Raw genomic sequence first — 21295 nt, forward strand, 5'->3', positions numbered from 1 at the left:
GTACACAGAAAACCGGGGCACGTGCCCTGATCAGGCCCGTACCCCGGTCAACCGTATCGCTAGCGCGTCACTCGCCCGTCTCGCGCGCGCCCTGCTGCCGTTCGACGGCCGCCTTCACCAGACCCGCGAAGAGCGGGTGCGGGCGAGTGGGGCGGGACCGCAGCTCCGGGTGCGCCTGGGTGGCGACCAGGTAGGGGTGCACCTCGCGCGGGTACTCGACGTACTCGACCAGCTTGTTGTCCGGGGAGGTGCCCGAGAAGACGATGCCCGCCTTCTTCTCCAGCTCCGCGCGGTACGCGTTGTTCACCTCGTAGCGGTGGCGGTGCCGCTCGTCGACGTACGGCTGGTCGGCGTAGACCTCGCGGACGATGGAGCCCTCGGCGAGCTTCGCCGGGTACAAGCCCAGGCGCATCGTTCCGCCCAGGTCTCCGGCGCCCTCGACGTACGCCAGCTGCTCCTCCATCGTCGAGATGACGGGGTGCGAGGTGGCCGGGTCGAACTCGGTGGAGTTGGCGTCGGCGATGCCGGCCAGGTTCCGCGCGGCCTCGACCACGATGCACTGGAGTCCCAGGCACAGGCCCAGCAGCGGGATCTTGTTCTCCCGGGCGTACTGGATGGCGCCGACCTTGCCGTTGACGCCCCGCTCGCCGAAGCCGCCGGGAATGACGATCGCGTCGACGTCGCCGAGCTGCCCGGCGGCGCCCGCCTGGGTCTTGCAGTCGTCGGAGGTGACCCACTTGACCTTGACGCGGGCCTTGTTGGCGAAGCCGCCGGCGCGCATGGCCTCCGTCACCGACAGGTAGGCGTCGGGCAGGTCGATGTACTTGCCGACGAGGGCGACCGTGACCTCGTGGTCGGGGTTGTGCACGCGGTCCAGCAGGTCGTCCCACGTCGTCCAGTCGACGTCGCGGAACGGCAGGTCCAGCTTGCGCACCACGTACGCGTCCAGGCCCTCGGTGTGCAGCACCTTGGGGATGTCGTAGATCGACTTGGCGTCGATGGCCGCGACCACGGCCGCCTCGTCGACGTCGCACATCAGCGAGATCTTGCGCTTGATCGCGGTCGGTACGTCACGGTCGGCGCGCAGCACGATCGCGTCGGGCTGGATGCCGATGTTCCGCAGGGCGGCGACGGAGTGCTGGGTGGGCTTGGTCTTCAGCTCGCCGGACGGGCCGATGTACGGCAGCAGCGAGATGTGCACGACGAAGACGTTGTCCCGGCCGACCTCGTGACGGACCTGGCGGACCGTCTCCAGGAACGGCAGCGACTCGATGTCGCCGACCGTGCCGCCGACCTCCGTGATCACGACGTCGACGTCGTCGGTCGCCATACGGCGGATGCGGTGCTTGATCTCGTTGGTGATGTGCGGGATGACCTGGACGGTGTCGCCGAGGTACTCGCCGCGCCGCTCCTTGGCGATGACCTGGCTGTAGACCTGGCCGGTGGTGACGTTGGCCGAGCCGTCGAGGTCGACGTCGAGGAACCGCTCGTAGTGGCCGATGTCCAGGTCGGTCTCGGCGCCGTCGTTGGTGACGAACACCTCACCGTGCTGGAACGGGTTCATCGTGCCCGGGTCGACGTTGAGGTACGGGTCGAGCTTCTGCATCGTGACCCGAAGGCCCCGGGCCTTGAGGAGCGCACCCAGGCTGGAGGCGGTCAGGCCCTTGCCGAGGGAGGACGCGACACCCCCGGTGACGAAGATGTGCTTGGTCGTCGTGGATTTGGGCGGCATGGCCAAGACGGGGCTCCCGTGGTCGCGTTCTGGAGGTGCGTTCCGGCGTCCGGTCCGGAGGGTTCCGGGGGTGCCGTCGCTGCGGTTCGGGGGCCGCCGATTCGAGGTGCGGGGCCCACCGGTCCACGGGCTACCAGGGTATCAGCGACGCGGCACCCCCGCTTCCGGCCGCACGCCTCCCCGGCGACGGCACGCCCCGGCCAAGGGGTGGGTGCACGGAGCGCGCACGCGCGGACACCCCCAGCACACGGACGCGAGCCGGGGGTTTCGTACGGGGAGAGGAGGGTCACTCGTTCTGCTCAACAGCTCTACCAGGACGATCACACGGAGGGCCGGAACGCGTCGTATCCTGCTCGGACATCCGCCGCCGAGCCGGTCCCCCACAACGGCACCACCCCCGCCCGAAAACCGGGAACATCCGCTCGTCGGCGATCCTTGACCTTGACCCCAGTAAGCGCCCCACGGGGGCGAACGTTGCCGTTCGACTGGAGATTGCACGTGGCCGGGCGCATCGAGGACTACGCACTCATCGGAGACATGCAGACCGCCGCCCTGGTCTGCCGGGACGGCACGGCCGACTGGCTGTGCCTGCCCCGCTTCGATTCGCACGCCGTCTTCGCAGGACTCCTCGGTACCGAGGAACACGGTTTCTGGCGGATCGGGCCGGCGCACGCCGATGAGGCCGAGCCGCCCACCGCCGACCGGCGCCGGTACATCGGTGACTCGCTGATCCTGGAATCCGAGTGGGACACACCGGGCCGGGGCACGGTGCGCGTGACCGATTTCATGCCACCGCGTGACGGCGCCCCGCAGCTGGTGCGGATCGTGGAGGGCATCAGCGGCAGGGTGCGGATGCGGTCCGCGCTGCGGATGCGGTTCTCCTACGGGCGTGTGGTGCCCTGGGTCCACCAGGTCGACGGCCGGACGGTCGCCGTCGCCGGTCCCGACTCCATCTGGCTGGACACCGAGGTGGAGACGCACGGCGAGAACCTGACCACGTACTCCGACTTCACCGTCAAGGAGGGCGACCGGGTCGCCTTCACCATCAGCTGGCAGCCCTCCCACCACCCGCAGCCGCCGGTGGCGGATCCGATGGGCGCGCTGGAGGCCACGTCGGACTTCTGGCGCGAGTGGGTCGACCACTGCACCTACCGGGGGCCCTACCGGGAGGCCGTGGTCCGCTCCCTGATCACGCTCAAGGCGCTGACGTACGCCCCGACGGGCGGCATCGTCGCGGCGCCCACCACCTCCCTGCCGGAGGACATCGGCGGCGTACGGAACTGGGACTACCGCTACACCTGGCTGCGGGACGCGGCGATCACCCTCTCCTCGCTGCTGCGCACGGGCTACCGCGAGGAGGCCCGCGCCTGGCGCGAGTGGCTGCTGCGCGCGGTCGCCGGCGACCCGGAGAACCTCCAGATCATGTACGGCATCGCCGGTGAGCGCGAGCTGGGCGAGGCCGAGCTGGACTGGCTGCCGGGGTACGAGAACTCCGCGCCGGTCCGGGTCGGCAACGGCGCCGCCAACCAGCTCCAGCTGGACGTGTACGGCGAGGTCACCGAGGCCCTGCACCTCGCGCACATGACGGGCCTGTCGCGCAACGACTACGCCTCGCTGCTCCAGCTGAAGCTGATCCGGTACCTGGAGGACCACTGGGACCAGCCGGACGAGGGCATCTGGGAGGTGCGCGGACCGCGGCGCCACTTCGTGCACTCCAAGGTGATGGCGTGGGTCGCGGTCGACCGGACGATCAAGCTGATCGAGTCGGGGGACGCGGACGGGCCGCTGGAGAAGTGGCGGGGCCTGCGCGACACGATCCACCGGGACGTGTGCGAGAAGGGCTACGACCCGGAGCGGAACACGTTCACGCAGTCGTACGGCTCCAAGGAACTGGACGCCGCGCTGCTGCTGATCCCGCAGATGGGCTTCCTTCCGCCGGACGACAAGCGGGTCATCGGCACGATCGAGGCGATCCAGCGGGAGCTGTCCACGGAGGACGGTTTCATCCTGCGCTACCCGACCGAGGGCGCGGACGAGGGTGTGGACGGCCTGCCGGGCGACGAGGGCGCGTTCCTCGCCTGCTCGTTCTGGATGGCGGACGACCTGGCGATGATCGGCCGGGTCGACGAGGCACGGAAGCTGTTCGAGAAGCTGCTGGGGCTCCGGAACGACCTGGGCCTGCTGGCGGAGGAGTGGGACCCGCGCCTGCAGCGCCAGGTCGGCAACTTCCCGCAGGCGTTCAGCCACGTGCCGCTGATCGACACGGCACTGCGGCTGACCGCCTCCGGCGCGTACGGCGGGTGACGGGCGGCGGTCACTCCGGGCGGCGCGCCCACCCCCCGGACGCGCCGCCCGCCATGAAGGAGGGCGCGGGCGGCGGTGACCGGCGCGGCGTCGGCCCTTGGGCGGCCGGCACCGGTTCCGCCGGAAGTCCGCCGTGGGCCGCCGCGCCCGGCACCCCGCCGGGGCGGAGCACCCTCCCCTGGTGTGGCGTACGCCACGGCCGGCAGGCGGTCGCCCAAGTGGTCCGCCGGCACGACGCGTTGTCGCCCGGCGCCGGCGCCGTCATGGTCCGGTGATGTCCCTACGGCCGGACGCGGGTACCGTCCGGCCGTATGACCTCCATGAACGAGCAGGGCGGTATCACCGTGCAGCGGGCACTGGAGCTGCCCGGGCTGCGCGGGGGGCTCCCGGAAGTGGTCGCCGGGGCGGACCGGCTGCACCGGTCGGTGCGCTGGGTGCACGCAGGCGAGGTACCGAACATCGCGTCGCTGCTGAAGGGCGGCGAACTGCTGCTGACGACCGGGCTGGGGCTCGGTACCCGGCCGGCCGAGCAGCGGGCGTTCGTACGGCGGCTGGCGGAGCGCGGGATCGCGGCGCTGGTGGTGGAGCTGGGACCGAGGTTCTCCCGGCTACCGGCGACGATCGTGGAGACGGCACGGGCGGCGGGCCTGCCGCTGGTCCAGCTGCACCGCGAGGTCGCGTTCGTCTCGGTGACGGAGGAGGTCCACACCGAGATCGTCAACGGGCACTACGCCCTGCTGCGGCAGGCCGAGGACGTGCACCGGCGGTGCACGGAGGCGCTGCTCGGCGGCGGCGGGGTGCCGCAGGTGCTGGGCATCCTCGCCGGCTTCGCCGCCAACCCGGTGTTCCTGGAGACCACGGACGGCCAGCTGCTGTACGCCGCGGGCGGCGGTGCGGGACCCGATCCGCTCCAGGTGTGGGAGGGGCTGCGCGGCCATCGGGAGGCGCGGGAGGCGGGTCCGCCGACGGGGGCGGTTCTGGTGGACGTGCCGGGCGGCGGCCCGGGCGCGGCGGCGGTCCGCGCCCGCCTCGTCCTGCTGGCGGTGTCCGGGGGGCTGCTGCCCGTCCACCGGATGGCGGCGGAGCGGGCGGCGGGGATCCTCGCGGTGGTGCTGATGCAGGCGCGCCAGGAGGAGGAGCTGGCGGCGCGGGGCCGGGGCGATTTCCTCACCGACCTCGCCGAGGGCCGCGTCTCGGCGGAGGACGCGCCCGCGCAGGCCCGGGTGCTGGGCTTCAAGCCGGGCGACGGCCCGCTGCTGCCGGTCGTGATGCGGCTCGGTTCGGACATGCCGCCGTCCGGCAATTGGTCGCTGCTGGCCCGTGCGGTGCTGGAGGAGCTCTCCGCCGTGGGCGTGCCCGTGCTGCTCGGCGTGCGCCCCGTCGAGGGCCGGGTGCCGCTCCTGCTGGGGCTGCGTACCGAGTCGGAGCGGACGGCCGTCGCCGACCGGGTGGCCGCGGCGCTGCGGGCGGGTGTGGCGCGGGCCGGACTGGTGGGGGTCCCCCCGGCCGGAGGCCGGGGGAGCACGTCGGGCGGCGGCTGGGGGAGCGCGTCGGGCGGGCACCCGCCGGTCGTCGTGGTGGGCGTCGCGGGCGGCTGGGCGGCGGCGTCGGCGGGGCTCCGGCACGCCGCGGAGACGGCCACCGCGGCGCAGGGGCTGCCGGACCGGCCCTGGTACGACGCGCGGCGGCTGGACATCGACCTGCTGCTGTGGCGGCTGCGGGAGCATCCGGACCTGGCCGCGTTCGTGGACCGGGCGATCGGCCCGCTGCGGGACCACGACCGGACCTCGCGTCCCGCCCTGCTGCCGACGCTGGAGGCGTACCTGGCGCACGCGGGCCGCAAGGCGGAGACGGCACGCGAACTGCACCTCAACCGCCAGACGCTCTACAACCGCCTGGCCCGCATCGGCGACCTCCTGGGCACGGACCTGGACGATCCGCAGACCGTTCTGGCTCTGTCCCTGGCCCTCCGGGCCCGCCGCCACGCCCCGTGACCCGTTGTCCGGGGCGAGAGCCTGCGCACGTCCCACGCGCACGGGCCGCGTCCTCGGTCGGAGGGTCCGGGGACGTGCTCCCCCCGGTCAGGCGGCCCGTGGAGCGCACCCCGGTCAGTGGCTTCGGGGGCGCGTCACCCCGCACAACTCGTCGTAGACGCTGAGCACCTGCGCGATCGTCTCGTCCTCCGTCGGCCACGTCGCCGCCTGCGCCCGCCCCGCCGCCGACAGCGCGGCACGCCGCACCGGGTCGGCGAGCAGGGCCGTCACCGCGCCGGCCAGCGCGCCCGCGTCCCCGTACGGCACGAGTTCCGCCGCGTCGCCGACGAGTTCCGGCACGCCGCCCACCGCCGTCGCGACCAGGGGCACGCCGAGCCGCAAGGCCTCCTGGGCGAGCGGGGACCGGGCCTCCCAGCGGCTCGGGAGCAGCGCCACGTCCGCCGACGCGAGCAGCGAGGTGACGTCGTCGCGCCGCCCGAGCAACCGCACCGGCAGCCCCTCCGTGTCGATCCGCCGCTGCAGCTCGATCCGTTGGCACCCCTCCCCCGCGACGGCGACCAGCGGCACCGGGTCGTGGCGGAGCCACAGCCGGGACGCGTCCAGGAGCGTGCCGTAGCCGCGGTGCGGCTCCAGCGCGCCGACGGCCATCAGCAACGGCCGGTCCATGGCACCGAGTTCCGCCCGCGCCTTGCCGGCCTCGGCCTCGGCGGCGCCCTCACGCGGTGCGGGGATCGAGACGGGTCCGAGCCGGGCGTCACGGGCGCCCCGCCGACGTGCGCGGTCGACGAGTTCGGACGACGTACCGAGCACAACGGCCGCCGTCCGTACGGTCTTTCGCTCCATGAGCCGCACCAGCCTTCCCCGGGCGCCTTCGGCGTGCGTGCGGGTGTGCCAGGTGACGACGAGCGGTACGCTCCGCGGCCCGAGCGCCAGCCCCGCCCGTACCGAGGCATGCAGCCCGTGCGCGTGCACCACGTCGGCGCCGGCGCACGCCACGCGCAGTGCCCCGATGGCGGCCGGGTCGCTGCGGCGCGGCACGGGCGCGAAGTGCGCCCCGGTGCTCAGGAAGTCGTAGTGGTGGTCCAGTTCGGCAGGGGCGCACACGGTCACCCGTACGCCCCTGGCCACCAGCCCGGCGGCCAGTGATCTGACGTGAGCGCTGCTGCCCGCGCTGCCGCCGCCCAGCACTTGGACCGTATGCAGCTGTGTCACGCGCCCAAGGATGCCAGTCCGTACGCACGTTCCGGCACCGTCGGGGCGAAGCGGCCGTGTCGCGGGGCGTAAACCGTCGTCAGCGTCACTCACGCGGGTGAACCGGCGAGGCGGCTGACGGTGTCTCCGTACGCCGCGGCGGCGACGAGCCCGGCGGCGTGGACCACGAGTCCCGCCCGCCCGCCGGCGGCGGCGAACGCCGTGCCGAGCACCGCGCCCAGGGCGTGGGCGCCCGTGTCGCCGAGCATGGTCCGCTCACCGAGGTCGGCGGCGGCGACGGCGGCCGCGGCGCCCATCGGCGCGGCGGCGAGGCTGCCTCGCCGCAGGCCGGGCAGCCCGGCCGCGAGCACCGTGAGGACCGCCCGGCCGGGGCGTACGTCCACGAGGTTGACGAGGTGGGCGGTGCCGGCGATCACCACGCCCGCGAGGGCCTTGTCGACGGGCCGCTCCTTCAGCAGCGCGCCCGCGACGAGCCCGGCGGCGCCGATCCCGAAGAGCTTGACGGCCCCGCTGGTGACCTCGCCGTCCCGCAGAGCGCCCAGGTGCGCCCGGAAACCCCGCCGGTGGTCGCCGTTGACGTCGTCGTACGCCCCGCAGGCCCCCGCCACCAGACCGGCCACCGCGGCAGCGCCCCGCTCCCGCGCACCGGCGCCCGCCGACAGGGCCCCGAGGACGGCGCCCACGGTGGTGGCGGGCCCGGCGTACAGGTCGACGGTCCGCCCGGCGTGGTTCGTCCGCTCCCACCGCTCGTCGCGATGCCGTCTCAACCCCTCGTACACGGCACGCGTGGCCCCGGCGGCGAGCCCGGACACGGCGGCCGTCCTGCAGAATCCGATCATGCGCGACACCCTAGGAGAGCCCGCGTCCGCCGTCCGGCACGGGGTGCCGTGGAGGGGCGTCCCACAGGGGCCGGCGGCTCGGAGAAGGCGGCTCGGAGACGGCACCCGCGGCAGGCGACCGGAGAGCGGGGCCGGGGACCGGGGCCGGGGACCGGAGGGGCACCACACACACCCGCCCGCCCGCCCACCCGCAGCCGGCGTCCCGTGCCGTCCCCCGTATGCCACCGCCCCGCGCCCGCACCGGCGCACGGGCGCCGGACACCGGGGGCGTCTGCCGAGACCGGGGCCAGCGGGCCCAGGCCACGGGGACCGCCCCCCCCCCAACCAGGGGCAACGGGCCCGGACACCCGAGGCCGCCCCCCGAAACCGGGAGCAGCGGGCCCCGGACACCCGAGGCCGCCCCCAGAAGCCGGGGCCAGCGGGCCCCGGACATCGGTCCCGCGCCACTGCCCGGGGCTCCGGCGCCCGGAACCCGCGCCTCCAGCCCCGGACATCGGGGCGGGGCCTCCGTCAGGCGTCCGCCCGCGCCGTCGCCAGCAGCTCCTCCGCGTGCGCCCTGGCCGTCTCGGAGTCCTCCTGGCCGGCCAGCATCCGCGACAGCTCGCGGACCCGGTCCTCGCCCTCCAGCACCGTGACGCCCGAACGCGTCACCGACCCGTCGTTGGTCTTCTCGACCAGCAGTTGCCGGTCTGCGAAGGCCGCGACCTGCGGGAGGTGCGTGACGACCACCACCTGCGCCGACTTGGCGAGCTTGGCCAGCCGCCGCCCGATCTCCACCGCCGCCTTGCCGCCGACGCCCGCGTCGACCTCGTCGAAGAGGTACGTCGGCACCGGGTCCGTACCGGCGAAGACCACCTCCACCGCGAGCATCACGCGCGAGAGCTCACCGCCCGACGCGCCCTTGGCGATCGGCCGGGGCGGTGCGCCGGGGTGCGGGGCGAGCAGCAGCTCGACCTCGTCGACACCGGCCGGCCCGTAGGCCACGGTCCGCCCGCCGACCTCCACCCCTTCCGGGTCCTCGGTCTGCCGGATGTCGAACGACACGCGCGCGTGGGGCATGGCCAGCGACGCCAGCTCCGCGGTGACGGCGTCGGCGAACCGCGCCGCCGCCTCAGTCCGCGCGTCGGTCAGCGCCTGGGCCAGTCCGGACAGTTCGGCGCGCAGAGCGTCCCGTTCGGCCGTCAGCCCGCCGATCCGGTCGTCGTCGCCGTCCAGCTCGGTGAGCCGGGCGGCGCCCTCCTCCGCCCAGGCCAGGACGGCGGCGACATCGGTGCCGTACTTGCGGGTGAGCGCGGTCAGCGCCGCGCGGCGCTCCTCGACGGCGGCCAGGCGCCGGGGGTCGGCGTCCAGGTTGTCGGCGTAACCGGCCAGCTCCGTCGCCACGTCCGCGAGGAGGATCGAGATCTCACCCATCCGGTCGGCGAGCGCGGCGAGCGCCGGATCGTGCGCCCGCACGGTGTCCAGCGCCCGCTGTGCGCCCGCCACCAGGGTCGTCGCGTCCAGGGCCTCCGGGTCCTCGGGGTCGCCCGCCAGCGCCCCGTGGGCGAGGGCCGCGGCGGAGGCGAGGGCCTCGGAGTGGCCGAGCCGCTCCGCCTCCGCGGCCAGTTCGGCGTCCTCGCCCGCCCGAGGCTCGACCGCCTCGATCTCGGCCAGCCCGAAGCGCAGCAGATCGGCCTCCTGCGCCCGCTCCCGGGCGCGGGTGGTCAGCTCCTCCAGCTGTGCGGTGACGGCGCGCAGCCGCCGGTACGCGTCGCCGTACTTGGCGAGGGGCACGGCGACGGCGTCGCCCGCGTACCGGTCGAGCGCGCCGCGCTGCCGGGCGGGTTTGAGCAGGCCCTGCTGGTCGGTCTGGCCGTGGACGGCGACCAGCTCGTCGGCCAGCTCGGCGAGCACGCCGACCGGCACGGAGCGCCCGCCCAGGTGTGCCCGTGAGCGGCCCCCCGCCGAGATGGTGCGACTGATGAGCAGCGCGCCCTCGTCGAGTTCCGCGCCCGCCTCCTCGGCCCGGACCGCCGCGGCGGCGCCGGGCGGCACGCTGATCCGGCCCTCGACCACGGCGGACGGCGAACCGATCCGCACCAGGGCGGGGTCGGCGCGCCCGCCGAGCAACAGTCCGAGGCTGGTCACGACCATGGTCTTGCCCGCGCCGGTCTCGCCGGTCACCGCGGTGAAACCGGGTGACAGCTCGACCACCGCGTCGTCGATTACCCCGAGCGACCGTATCCGCATCTCCTCCAACACGGGAACGACCTTACGAGGTCCGGGGGCCGCTGTGCGACGGCCCCCGCCCCGCGTCGCGGAACCCGCAGGTCGTGGCCCGGTCGCGGCGGCGGTCTGTCACCCGCCGGAGTGGGGATCGCCGAGGTGGGGCGGCCCCCTGCCCATCCGGCCGGCAGCCCCACGGTCCGGCCGGTGCCGCATCCCACGCCGTGATCACTGCGAGTGTCGGAGCCGCCCTCGTCCCGCTGCTCGCCCACCGGCCCGCCCCCCGTCGGCACGGCGGCGGCCGAGGCACACCGCGAGGCGAGGCGAGTCGGCCGAACCGGAACCGCCCCCGCCCCGCCCGGCGCGCGACCACGCGCGTCGAAGCCACCTCACGGACGCCTCCGGCGTGGCGTCGTGCGCGCGCCCTCGGGGTGACGTCGACGTCAGTGCGGGGCGCCGCGCCAGCCCGAGACGGGCAGCGCGAACTTGGCCACCAGCCGGTCGGTGAACGAGGCGTGGTGCAGCCGCGCCAGCCGTACCGGCACCGCCCCCCGGCGGACCTCCACCCGCGCCCCCGCGGGCAGTTCGGCGGTGCGCCGCCCGTCGCACCACAGCACCCCGTCCGGGGTGTGCGGCTCGACCTCCACGGCCAGCACCGAATCCGGCGTGGTCACCAAGGGTTTGGCGAACAGCGCGTGCGCCCCGATCGGCACCATCAACAGCGCCTCCACCTCGGGCCACACCACCGGCCCGCCCGCCGAGAAGGCGTACGCCGTGGAGCCGGTGGGCGTCGCGCAGATCACCCCGTCGCAGCCGAAACCGGTCACGGGCCGGCCGTCGATCGCCAGGACGACCTCCAGCATGCGCTCCGGCGACACCTTCTGTACGGCGGCCTCGTTGAGCGCCCAGTCGCTGTGCAGCACGTCACCGTTGTTGTGCACGGTGACGTCCAGGGTCATGCGCTCCTCGACCTCGTAGGCCCGCGTCACCACCCGGTCCACGACCTTGTCGAGATCGTCCCGCTCGGCCTCGGCGAGGAAGCCGACCCGCCCCAGGTTCACACCGAGCATCGGTACCCCTGACGCGCGCGCGAACTCCGCGCCGCGCAGCAGCGTCCCGTCGCCGCCGAGCACGATCAGCAGCTCGCACCCGTCCAGTACGTCGGGCGACGCCTCGGGCACCGTCTCCACCGTCGGCGGCAGCGGCAGGTCGGCCGCCTCGGCGGCCAGGACGCGGACGCCGATGCCGTTGCGCAGCAGGCCGAGCACCACGAGTTCGGCGCTGCGGACCGCGGCCGGGCGGCCGGTGTGCGCGAGCAGGAACACGGTCCGTGGTGCGGCAGTCGTCGAAAACGCGGTCGATGAGCTCAACGGGGTCCCTCCGCCACGGCGCGTTCCACATCCGCCGGATCCAGCGCGGGCGCGCCCGCCCGCAGCCACAGAAAGTACTCGACGTTGCCGGACGGGCCGGGCAGGGGGCTGGCGGTGACGCCCAGCACGCCGAGCCCCAGCTCACCGGCCTGCCGCGCGACGCCCCGCACCGCCTCGGCACGGAGTTCCGGGCTGCGCACCACTCCGCCGCTGCCCAGGCGCTCCTTGCCCACCTCGAACTGCGGCTTCACCATCAGCACCAGGTCGGCGTCGGGCGCCGAGACCCCCGCCAGGGCCGGCAGTACCAGCCCGAGCGGGATGAACGACAGGTCGCCCACCACCAGGTCCACCGGCTCTCCGTCGATCGCGTCCAACGTCAGCTCACGCACGTTGGTACGGTCCTTGACGGTCACGCGTTCATCGCTCCGCAACGACCAGGCGAGCTGCCCGTACCCGACGTCGACCGCCACGACGTGCGCCGCGCCGGAACGCAGCAGGACGTCGGTGAAGCCGCCCGTGGACGCGCCCGCGTCGAGCGCCCGCCGCCCCTCGACCTTCAGCCCGCGCGGTACGAAGGCGGCGAAGGCACCGGCCAGCTTGTGGCCACCGCGCGAGACGTAGTCGGGGTCGCCGTCGTCCTGCGCCACCACGATGGCGGCGGCGGTCTCCACCTGGGTGGCGGCCTTGGTCGCGGTGTTGCCGCCGACGGTCACCCGCCCCGCCGCGATCAGCTGGCTCGCGTGCTCGCGCGAGCGGGCGAGCTTCCGGCGCACCAGCTCCGCGTCCAGACGACGGCGTGCGACTCCTGCCACGTTCGGTTCAGCTCCTGTGTTCGTACGACGAGGACATCGGCGGGGACGCCGACGGGGTCGTCGGCGAGGTCGTCGGCAGGCGCGCGTCGAGCGCGGCCAGCGCCTCCCGCAGTCCCCGGTGTACATCCTCGTACACCTCGAGGTGCCCGTCGGCCGGGAGGTGGTCGGCGTCGCCCAGCCGCTCCAGGCCCACGTCGACCCCCGGGTGCCCGGTGGGGACGCGCTCGACGCCGAGGGGCGCGGGCGCGGCCGGGTCGTACGACTCCACAAGGGGGTCCCCGGCGTCTTCCGGAACCTCGGGCATCACGTCGGTCATGCCCAGACGCTACCGCGAAGGGCTGAGGTACGGTCGGTCACGATGGCCACGATCGAGGAGTGCCGCACCGCACTCGACAGACTTTCGGACAACCTGACGCAGGCGAACGGCGACGTGCGCAGCGCCGCGGCGCTCGACCGGACGCTGAGCTGCCACATCACGGACCTCGACGTCACCTTCACCGGCCGCCTCGCCGCCGGCCGTATCGAGGTACGGGACCGGGTGGACGGGTCTCCGCCCCAGCGGGCCGACATACGGCTGGCGATGACGGGCGACGACCTGGTGGCGATGGTGGGCGGCGAGCTGAACTTCGCGAGGGCGTGGGGCTCCGGCCGGGTCAGACTGGAAGCGGGCTTCCGCGACCTGCTGCGGCTGCGTTCCCTGCTCTAGCGCGGCTCGCGGGTCGGCGCGCGCGCCACCGCGGCCGGGTCACCTCGGCCGGACCCCGGCCGAGGCCGCCGTACCGGCCCGCAGGCATCCACCGTGCCGCCCCCCGGCCCGGCTCACCCCACCCCACCACACCACACCGCACCCGCCACGTACTCACCGCGCACCGCAGCTCGCCACGCCATGCCCACGCACCTCGCCACGCCCACGCGCCACATACGGCGCCACGCGCCGCGTACCGCGCGCCCGTCACGTGCCGCACCGCCGCCCCGGCAGGCGCGGGTCAGCCCAGCGCCGCGCCCGCCGCCGCCCTGGGGGCGCGCGGCCTGGCCTTCCGCGCCGCCGGTACGACCAGGGGCGTGCCCGTCTCCGGGTCGTCGATGACCTGGCAGCGCAGCCCGAAGACCCGCTCTACCAGCTCGGCGGTGACCACCTCGGACGGCGGGCCCTCCGCGACGATCTTCCCGCCCCGTACGGCGATGAGGTGCGTGGCGTACCGGGCGGCGTGGTTCAGGTCGTGGAGGACCGCGACGAGGGTGCGGCCCTGCGTCTCGTGCAGCTCGGCGCACAGGTCGAGCACGTCGATCTGGTGCTGGATGTCGAGGTACGTGGTCGGCTCGTCGAGCAGCAGCAGCGGGGTCTGCTGCGCGAGGGCCATCGCGATCCACACGCGCTGGCGCTGCCCGCCCGACAGCTCGTCGACGTACCGGTCGCCCAGCTCACCCACCTCGGTCGCGGCCATGGACTCCTGGACGATCCGCTCGTCCTCCGGCGACCACTGGCGCAGCAGTCCCTGGTGCGGGTAGCGGCCCCGCGCCACGAGGTCCGCGACGGTGATGCCGTCCGGGGCTATCGACGACTGCGGCAGCAGGCCCAGGGTCCTGGCGACCTTCTTGGCGGGCATGGAGTGGATGGCCTGCCCGTCCAGCAGGACGCGCCCCTCGGTGGGCTTGAGCATCCGCGACAGTGCGCGCAGCAGGGTCGACTTGCCGCACGCGTTGGGGCCGACGATCACCGTGAAGGAGTTGTCGGGTATCTCGACCGAAAGGTCACGGGCGATGACCCGCTGCTCGTAGGCGAGGGTGACCGCCTCCGCGCTCAGGCGCTGCTGCATGGACGTACTCCCGGCGTTCTTCTCAGGGTTCTGTGGGGTCATATCCGGCCTGCCTTGCGCTCGGTGACGAGCAGCCACAGCAGGTACACACCGCCGACGACCCCGGTGACGACGCCGACCGGGAGCTCCCGCGCGCCGAAGGCGTTGGTGGCGGCCCAGTCGGCGACCAGGAGCAGCGCGGCGCCCATGAGCGCGGAGGCGGCGAGGTTGGGGCCCGGCGAGCGGGTGAGGCGGCGGGCGAGCTGCGGCGCGCTCAGCGAGACGAACGTGATCGGGCCGGAGGCGGCGGTGGCGACGGAGACCAGCAGCACGGCGGAGCCCATCAGCACCAGCCGCGTACGCTCCACCTGCACGCCGAGGGCGTACGCGGCGTCGTCGCCCATCTCCAGCATCCGCAGCGGCCGCCCGTAGCCGAGCACCAGCGGAACGAGCACGACGCACACGGCGAGCAGCGGCCAGAACTGGGCCCAGTCGCGGCCGTCGAGGGTGCCGGTCATCCACAGCACGGCCCGGGTGGCGTCGATCAGGTTGGCCTTGGTGATCAGGTAGTGGATGACGGCGGTCAGCATGGCGGCCGTGCCGATGCCGATGAGGACCAGCCGGAAGCCGTGCACGCCCCGCTTCCAGGCGAGCAGGTAGATCAGAGCGCCGGTCACCACACCGCCCACGACGGCGCCGCCGGCCACGGCGGTGGCGCTGCCGCCGAAGAGCACGATCACCGTGAGCGCGCCGACGGTGGCGCCCTGCCCGAAGCCGATGATGTCCGGGCTGCCCAGCGGGTTGCGCGAGACGGACTGGAAGACGGCACCGCCCAGCCCGAGGGACGCGCCGACCAGGACCGCCACCAGGACACGCGGCAGCCGCAGGTCCTGGACGATGAACTCCTGCGCCATGGTGCCGTCGCCGAGCAGGGTGGCGACGACGTCGCCGGGTGCGATCGGGAAGTCACCGCTGCCGATGAGGACGACCCCGGCCGCCACGGTGACCACCGCCAGCAGCGCGACGACGGCGGCCGCGCGCGGCTCGTAACGGACGGACAGGCCCCCGGGTGTCCGCAGGGCCTTGGCGGTACGTGTGCTCACAGCTGGGCCATCCTCTTGCGGCGTACGAGGTGGATGAAGACGGGCCCGCCGACGAGGGCCGTCACGATGCCGACCTGGAGCTCCGAGGGCCGGACCACGACCCGGCCCAGCACGTCGGAACCGAGCAGCAGCACGGGCGCCAGCACCGCCGCGTACGGCAGGATCCACCGCATGTCCGGGCCGGTCAGGGCACGTACGAGGTACGGCACCATCAGGCCGATGAAGACGATCGGTCCGCACGCGGCGGTCGCGGCGCCGCACAGCAGCGTCACCGACACCATGCCCATCGCCCGCGTACGGTTCAGGTGGGCGCCCAGCGCTCGGGCCGTGTCGTCGCCCATCTCCATGGCGTTCAGCGGCCGCGCGATCAGCAGCGCGAGGACGACGCCCACGACCATGAACGGCGCCACGCTGCGGACCGTCGTCATGTCGGCGTTGGCCAGCGAGCCGACGGTCCAGAAGCGCAGCCGGTCCAGAGCGGCGGAGTCCAGCAGCTGGACGGCGTTGACGTACCCGTACAGCGCGGCGGTCGCCGCCGTGCCCGCCAGCGCCAGTCGTACCGGGGTGGCGCTGCGGCTGCCGCCGAGCACGTACACCACGACGGAGACGACGGCCGCGCCCAGGAACGCGAACCACACGTAACCGGTCAGCGAGGTGACGCCCAGGAAGCTGATCGCGGAGACGACGGCAGCCGCCGCTCCCGCGTTCACACCCAACAGGCCGGGTTCGGCAAGCGGGTTGCGGGTCAGGGCCTGCATCACCGCACCGGACAGGCCCAGCGCGACGCCGACGATCACTCCCAGCAGGGTCCGGGGCACCCGGAGATCCTGGATGAGGACGTCGTTGCCCGTACCGGAGTTGTGGAACAGGCCGTGCCACACATCGCCGAGCGGGACCGGCTTGGCCCCCACCACGATGCTCGCGACACAGACCAGCAGCAGGACACCGACGGCGACGAGCAGCCCGGCCGCACGCACCGAACGGCGGCGTCCACGGGGCTCGGCCGCGGCTGAGGGATCCGCGCTCTGTTTGGGAGGACTGTCGACCAACACCCGGTTAGGTTAGCCTACCTTTGCCTGGGCGCCGGAGGTGGTCCGTCCTCCTACCGCGGGCTCACCACCCCAGCCTGGCCAGCGCCTTCCCCGCGTCCAGTGGGCACGAACCCTCGCCCGCGTACGTCCACGCCGCCGCGCACAGCGCCCGCAGCCCGTCCAGCGCTCGGCCGTCACCGTCCAGCGCCAGGGCGTCCTGGCGTACGGCCGCCGTCCAGCCCCCGCACCGGAACCCGTCGTCCGCCGTCCCCTCGACCTCCGGCTGCCCGGTCAGCAGCCCCCGCAGATCGGCGTCAACGTACGTCGGCCGGTGCTCCGGCACGGCGGTCAGCAGCTGCGCCGCGTCCGCCACCCCGGTCAGCACGAGCAGCGAGTCCACGCCCCCGTTGAACGCCCCCTCGATGTCGGTGTCCAGCCGGTCCCCCACCACCAGCGGCCGCTCGGCACCGGTCCGCAGGATCGTCTCGCGGTGCATCGGCGGCAACGGCTTGCCCGCGACCTGCGGCTCCGCGCCCGTCGCGATCCGCACCACCTCCACCCCGGCCCCGTTCCCCGGCGCGATCCCCCGGCCGCTCGGGATCGTCAGGTCGGTGTTGGACGCGAACCACGGCACCCCGCGCGCGACCGCGTACGACGCCTCCGCGAACCGCCCCCACGGCAGCTCGGGCCCCCCGTACCCCTGCACCACCGCCGCCGGATCGTCGTCCGCCGACTCCACCGGCTCCAGCCCGCGCTCCCGCAGCGCGACCCGCAGCCCCTCACCGCCGATCACCAGCACCCGCGACCCCCGCGGCAGCTGGTCGGCGATCAGCCGGGCCACCGCCTGCGCGGAGGTGACCACATCGGCCGCCCCGGCCGGCACCCCCAGCTCCGTCAGGTGAGCGGCCACGGCGTCCGGGGTCCGCAGCGCGTTGTTGGTGACGTACGCGAGACGCATCCCGCCGTCCCGGGCGGCCCGCAGAGCGTCCACCGCGTACGGGATCGCCTCCCCGCCCGCGTACACCACCCCGTCCAGGTCCAGCAGCGCCGTGTCGTACGCCTCGCTCAGCGCGCGCGCACTGCCGCTCGGCCGGTTCCTGACCCGCTGCCCCATGTCCCGAACTCCTCGCTCCGAAAACCGATCACCCCCGATCATCGCTCACACCCGCGATGAACATACGATGCAGGGATGAACACCACAGGTTCTGCGGCCAACGGCGGTCTGCACCTGACACCTTTCCGTGGATTGCGCTATGTCCCGGAACGGGTCGGGAGCCTTGCCGCGGTGACCTCTCCCCCGTACGACGTGGTCGTACGGCCCGACGGTGTGCACCACCTGCAGTCGGCTGACCCGCACAACATCGTGCGGCTGATCCTGCCGCAGGCCGCCACCGCCGAGGCCCGCCACCGCCAGGCCGCCGACACCCTCAGCGCCTGGCTCGCCGACGGCGTCCTCGCGGCGGACACCGAGCCCGCTCTGTACGTGTACGAGCAGCGCAAGGGCGACGTGCTCCAGCGCGGCCTCATCGGCGCCCTGGAGCTCACCACCCCCGCGGAGGGCATCGTGCTGCCCCACGAGGACGTCATACCCCACGTCGTCGAGGACCGCGTGTCCCTGATGCGCACGACCGCCGCCAACCTCGACCCGCTGCTCCTCACCTACCGCGGCAACGGCACCGCCACCGGGGCGACCGCCGTCATCGAGCGCACCGTGCAGCGCGCGCCGCTCCTCTCCACCACCACCGAGGACGGCATGAGCCACCGGCTGTGGTCCGTCACCGACCCGGCCGCCCTGGCCGAAGTCGCCGACGACCTCGGCCGCCACCAGGCGCTGATCGCCGACGGCCACCACCGCTGGGCCACCTACCTGCGCCTCCGCGAGGAGCACCCCGCCCCCGGGCCCTGGCACTACGGCCTGGTGCTCCTCATCGACACCGCCCGCTACCCGCTCCAGGTCCGGGCTATCCACCGGCTGCTCAAGCACCTCTCCGTCGCCGACGCGCTCACCGCCCTCGGCGACGAGTTCCGCGTCCGCACGGTCGACGGCCCCCTCCCGGCCGCCCTGGACGCACTCGCCGCCGCAGCCCTGGAGGGCAACGCCTTCCTGCTCGCCGGCGACGGCCGGTTCCACCTCGTCGACCGGCCCTCCCCGGCCCTCGTCGCCCGTACGATCCCGGCCGACCGCCCGGAGGCCTGGCGCACCCTGGACGCGACGGTGCTGCACGCCACGCTCATCGACCACGTCTGGGACGTCCCCGACACCCCCGAGGGCATCACCTACATCCACGACGCCCACGCCGCCGTCGCGCAGGCCGAACGCCGGGGCGGCACCGCCGTCCTGATGCACCCGGTACGGGAGGACGTCGTCCGCGACCTCGCCCGCCAGGGCGTCACCATGCCGCGCAAGTCGACGTCCTTCGGCCCGAAGCCGGCGACGGGCCTGGTGCTCCGCAGCCTCGCCGTCGACTGAGCCGGGGTACGGGCATACGAAAGGGGCGGCATCCACGAGGGATGCCGCCCCTTTCACATCAGTCAGTCCCGCGACTCGTCGTCCGCCCCGGTTTCCTCGTCGTCCTCCTCCACAGCGGCGTCGACGAACTCGACCCCGTCCAGCTCGGCGAGCCGGTCGGAGGCGTCGGTCGAACCGTCCTTGTCGGCCTCCAGCGCCTTGGCGAACCACTCACGCGCCTCCGCCTCGCGCCCCGCCTCCAGCAGCGCGTCGGCGTACGCGTACCGCAGGCGCGCCGTCCACGGCTGCACGGAGCTGGACGCCAGCTCCGGGCTCTGCAGGGTCACGATGGCGGCGTCCAACTGCCCCATGTCCCTGCGCGCCCCGGCCGCGACCAGACGCATCTCGACCTGGCCCGCCTTGTCGAGCTTCTGCACCTCGGGCTCGCCGGCCATCGCCATCGCCCGCTCCGGCCGGCCCAGGCCACGCTCGCAGTCGGCCATCACGGGCCACAGCTCCACGCTCCCGGTCATCCGCCGGGCCGCCCGGAACTCGGCCAGGGCCTCGGCGTACTTGTGCGTCGCGTACGCGGCGAAGCCCGCGGCCTCCCGCACGGCCGCCACACGCGAGGCGAGCCGCAGCGCGATACGCGAATACGCGTACGCCTTCTCCGGGTCCTCGTCGATCAGCTTGGCGACCATCACCAGGTTCTTGGCGACGTCCTCGGCGAGCGTCTTCGGCAGGCTCATCAGCTCCTGCCGCACGTCCTTGTCGATCTCGTCACCGGTGACCTCCGGCGGGATGGGCAGCCGCTTGATGGGCTCCCGCTCACGGTCGTCCCGCCGGAACCCAGGGCGGTCGTCGCGCCCCCGGTAGCCACCCCGGTCACGGTCGTCCCGACGAGGCCCACGCGGCCGCTCGTCCCGCTCGCGCCGGAACCCGCCACGGTCATCCCGCCGGTCATCCCGTCGAGGCGCCCGCTCGTCACGGGGGAACCCGCCACGGTCGTCGCGGCGGTCGTCGCGAGGCCGGTAACCGCCCCGGTCGTCACGCGGGAAGCCGCCACGGTCATCGCGCCGGTCGTCACGGCGGAACCCACCACGGTCGTCACGACGCTCGCCGCCCCGGTCGTCACGACGGGGTCCACGGTCGTCACGGTTGAACGCCGGCCGGTCATCCCGACGGAACCCACCACGGTCATCCCGACGCTCGCCACCACGGTCATCACGGCGAGGTCCGCGGTCGTCACGGGGGAACCCGCCACGGTCGTCGCGACGGTCGTCGCGAGGCCGGTAACCGCCCCGGTCGTCACGCGGGAAGCCGCCACGGTCATCGCGCCGGTCGTCACGGCGGAACCCACCACGGTCGCCACCCCGGTCGTCACGACGGGGCCCTCGGTCATCGCGGTTGAACGCCGGCCGGTCATCACGACGGAACCCACCACGGTCATCACGACGCTCGCCGCCCCGGTCGTCACGACGGGGTCCACGGTCGTCACGGTTAAACGCCGGCCGGTCATCACGACGGAACCCACCACGGTCATCCCGACGCTCGCCACCACGGTCGTCGCGGCGGAAGCCACCGCCACCACCGCGATTGTCGTCGCGGCGGAAGCCGCCCCGATCGCGGTCGTCCCGCCGGACTCCGCCACCGCCACCGGCGCCGCCCGCCCCGGGGCGCCCGCCCCGGTCGTCACGACGGAAGCCACCGCCGGCGCCACGGTTGTCCTCACGGCGCGGGCCACGATCGTCGCGGCCGCCCCGGTCCCGGTCCCGGTCCCGATCGTCGCGGCGGAACGCCGGCCTGTCATCACGACGCTCGTCCCGCCGGTCATCGCGGCGGAAACCGCCGCCACCTGCCGGGGGACGCCCACCACGGTCATCACGGCGGTCATCACGACGGAAACCGCCGCCGCCACCGGCACCGCCACCGGCACGGTTGTCGTCACGGCGCGGGCCACGGAAGCCGCCCCGCTCACCACCGTCCCTGCGACGCGGCTCGCGCTCCGGACGATCGTCGGAGGAGTTGGTGGACATGGGCAATGCTCCTGTCTTCGGGTACCGCAGTCATTCTCGCGCAGCCGGTCGCCCGACGCGCTTCGAGAAAAGATCAATAAAACAAAAAGGACCCTTGGTCCCAGCATGCACGCTGGGACCAAGGGTCCTTGAAAGATTGTTCGGCGGTGTCCTACTCTCCCACAGGGTCCCCCCTGCAGTACCATCGGCGCTGAAAGGCTTAGCTTCCGGGTTCGGAATGTAACCGGGCGTTTCCCTAACGCTATGACCACCGAAACCCTATCGGGTTCTAGCGAACAAGCACACTCTTCAATTAAGTAAGTGGAGCTGGTTCAACCGGTGCGACTGTTCGCAACCCGGGAACCACACAGTGGACGCGAGCAACTGAGGACAAGCCCTCGGCCTATTAGTACCGGTCAACTCCACCCATTAC

17 protein-coding genes and 1 rRNA gene are annotated in these 21295 nt (G+C 73.8%); 4 read left to right on the forward strand and 14 right to left on the reverse strand.

Translation table 11 applies throughout. From position 1 onward, the window contains the following. Positions 1–67 precede the first annotated feature (67 nt). Positions 68–1732 (reverse strand): CTP synthase, encoded by a 1665-nt coding sequence (pyrG, locus tag ABD347_RS25680; protein ID WP_344365538.1) that lies wholly within the window; start codon positions 1730–1732, stop codon positions 68–70. Positions 1733–2230: 498 nt separating this feature from the next. Here pyrG and ABD347_RS25685 point away from each other — a divergent pair, with 498 nt between their 5' ends. Both ABD347_RS25685 and ABD347_RS25690 read left to right on the forward strand, forming a co-directional pair. After that, on the forward strand, positions 2231–4036 hold the full coding sequence (locus ABD347_RS25685; RefSeq protein ID WP_344365539.1) for a glycoside hydrolase family 15 protein: 1806 nt from the start codon (positions 2231–2233) through the stop codon (positions 4034–4036). Positions 4037–4356: 320 nt separating this feature from the next. Next, positions 4357–6030, forward strand: a complete 1674-nt coding sequence (locus ABD347_RS25690) for a PucR family transcriptional regulator (protein WP_344365577.1) — start codon at positions 4357–4359, stop codon at positions 6028–6030. Between the two features lie 114 nt (positions 6031–6144). Here the strand turns inward: ABD347_RS25690 and ABD347_RS25695 are convergent, their stop codons facing one another. The 6 genes from ABD347_RS25695 to ABD347_RS25720 form a co-directional block, all read right to left on the reverse strand. Beyond that, complete coding sequence (locus tag ABD347_RS25695) at positions 6145–7242, reverse strand: glycosyltransferase family 4 protein (RefSeq protein ID WP_344365541.1); 1098 nt, start codon at positions 7240–7242, stop codon at positions 6145–6147. A gap of 89 nt (positions 7243–7331) precedes the next feature. Next, complete coding sequence (locus ABD347_RS25700) at positions 7332–8081, reverse strand: hypothetical protein (protein ID WP_344365544.1); 750 nt, start codon at positions 8079–8081, stop codon at positions 7332–7334. A 510-nt stretch (positions 8082–8591) separates the two neighbouring features. Beyond that, positions 8592–10310: a DNA repair protein RecN gene (recN, locus tag ABD347_RS25705; protein WP_344365580.1), complete on the reverse strand. Its 1719-nt coding sequence runs from the start codon at positions 10308–10310 to the stop codon at positions 8592–8594. A 419-nt stretch (positions 10311–10729) separates the two neighbouring features. Then, on the reverse strand, positions 10730–11656 hold the full coding sequence (locus ABD347_RS25710) for an NAD kinase (RefSeq protein ID WP_344365546.1): 927 nt from the start codon (positions 11654–11656) through the stop codon (positions 10730–10732). Beyond that, positions 11653–12468 carry a TlyA family RNA methyltransferase gene (locus tag ABD347_RS25715; protein ID WP_344365549.1) on the reverse strand — a complete coding sequence of 272 codons (816 nt, stop codon included), beginning with the start codon at positions 12466–12468 and terminating at the stop codon, positions 11653–11655. The genes ABD347_RS25710 and ABD347_RS25715 overlap by 4 nt, the downstream gene beginning before the upstream one ends. 7 nt (positions 12469–12475) lie before the next feature. Beyond that, a complete protein-coding gene (locus ABD347_RS25720) occupies positions 12476–12784 on the reverse strand; it encodes a hypothetical protein (protein ID WP_344365551.1) in 309 nt (102 codons plus the stop codon). A 42-nt stretch (positions 12785–12826) separates the two neighbouring features. On the opposite strand from ABD347_RS25720, the gene ABD347_RS25725 reads away from it, so the two are divergent. Next, positions 12827–13174 (forward strand): SCP2 sterol-binding domain-containing protein, encoded by a 348-nt coding sequence (locus tag ABD347_RS25725; protein ID WP_344365552.1) that lies wholly within the window; start codon positions 12827–12829, stop codon positions 13172–13174. 280 nt (positions 13175–13454) lie between these two features. On the opposite strand, the gene ABD347_RS25730 is transcribed toward ABD347_RS25725, so the two are convergent. The 4 genes from ABD347_RS25730 to ABD347_RS25745 form a co-directional block, all read right to left on the reverse strand. Then, positions 13455–14327: an ABC transporter ATP-binding protein gene (locus ABD347_RS25730; RefSeq protein WP_344365555.1), complete on the reverse strand. Its 873-nt coding sequence runs from the start codon at positions 14325–14327 to the stop codon at positions 13455–13457. Next, a complete protein-coding gene (locus tag ABD347_RS25735) occupies positions 14324–15367 on the reverse strand; it encodes a FecCD family ABC transporter permease (protein ID WP_344365558.1) in 1044 nt (347 codons plus the stop codon). The genes ABD347_RS25730 and ABD347_RS25735 overlap by 4 nt, the downstream gene beginning before the upstream one ends. Continuing rightward, a complete protein-coding gene (locus ABD347_RS25740; RefSeq protein WP_344365560.1) occupies positions 15364–16344 on the reverse strand; it encodes a FecCD family ABC transporter permease in 981 nt (326 codons plus the stop codon). Before ABD347_RS25740 ends, ABD347_RS25735 begins: the two co-directional genes overlap by 4 nt. Positions 16345–16480: 136 nt before the next feature. Beyond that, the gene (locus ABD347_RS25745) at positions 16481–17512 is read right to left on the reverse strand and encodes an HAD-IIA family hydrolase (RefSeq protein ID WP_344365562.1); all 1032 of its coding nucleotides are present in this window, start codon (positions 17510–17512) and stop codon (positions 16481–16483) included. A 75-nt stretch (positions 17513–17587) separates the two neighbouring features. Between ABD347_RS25745 and ABD347_RS25750 the strand changes: the two genes are divergently transcribed. Continuing rightward, on the forward strand, positions 17588–18868 hold the full coding sequence (locus ABD347_RS25750) for a DUF1015 domain-containing protein (RefSeq protein ID WP_344365565.1): 1281 nt from the start codon (positions 17588–17590) through the stop codon (positions 18866–18868). 62 nt (positions 18869–18930) lie between these two features. On the opposite strand, the gene ABD347_RS25755 is transcribed toward ABD347_RS25750, so the two are convergent. From ABD347_RS25755 to rrf, 3 genes are all read right to left on the reverse strand, one after another. Beyond that, positions 18931–19656: a tetratricopeptide repeat protein gene (locus tag ABD347_RS25755; RefSeq protein ID WP_344365582.1), complete on the reverse strand. Its 726-nt coding sequence runs from the start codon at positions 19654–19656 to the stop codon at positions 18931–18933. Beyond that, positions 19596–20990 (reverse strand): hypothetical protein, encoded by a 1395-nt coding sequence (locus ABD347_RS25760; protein ID WP_344365585.1) that lies wholly within the window; start codon positions 20988–20990, stop codon positions 19596–19598. The genes ABD347_RS25755 and ABD347_RS25760 overlap by 61 nt, the downstream gene beginning before the upstream one ends. Positions 20991–21021: 31 nt before the next feature. Continuing rightward, positions 21022–21138: ribosomal RNA gene (gene rrf, locus ABD347_RS25765) — 5S ribosomal RNA — on the reverse strand. Between the last annotated feature and the right edge of the window lie 157 nt (positions 21139–21295).

This window comes from Streptomyces gobitricini (genome assembly GCF_039532985.1).
In the GTDB taxonomy this organism is placed as follows: domain Bacteria; phylum Actinomycetota; class Actinomycetes; order Streptomycetales; family Streptomycetaceae; genus Streptomyces; species Streptomyces gobitricini.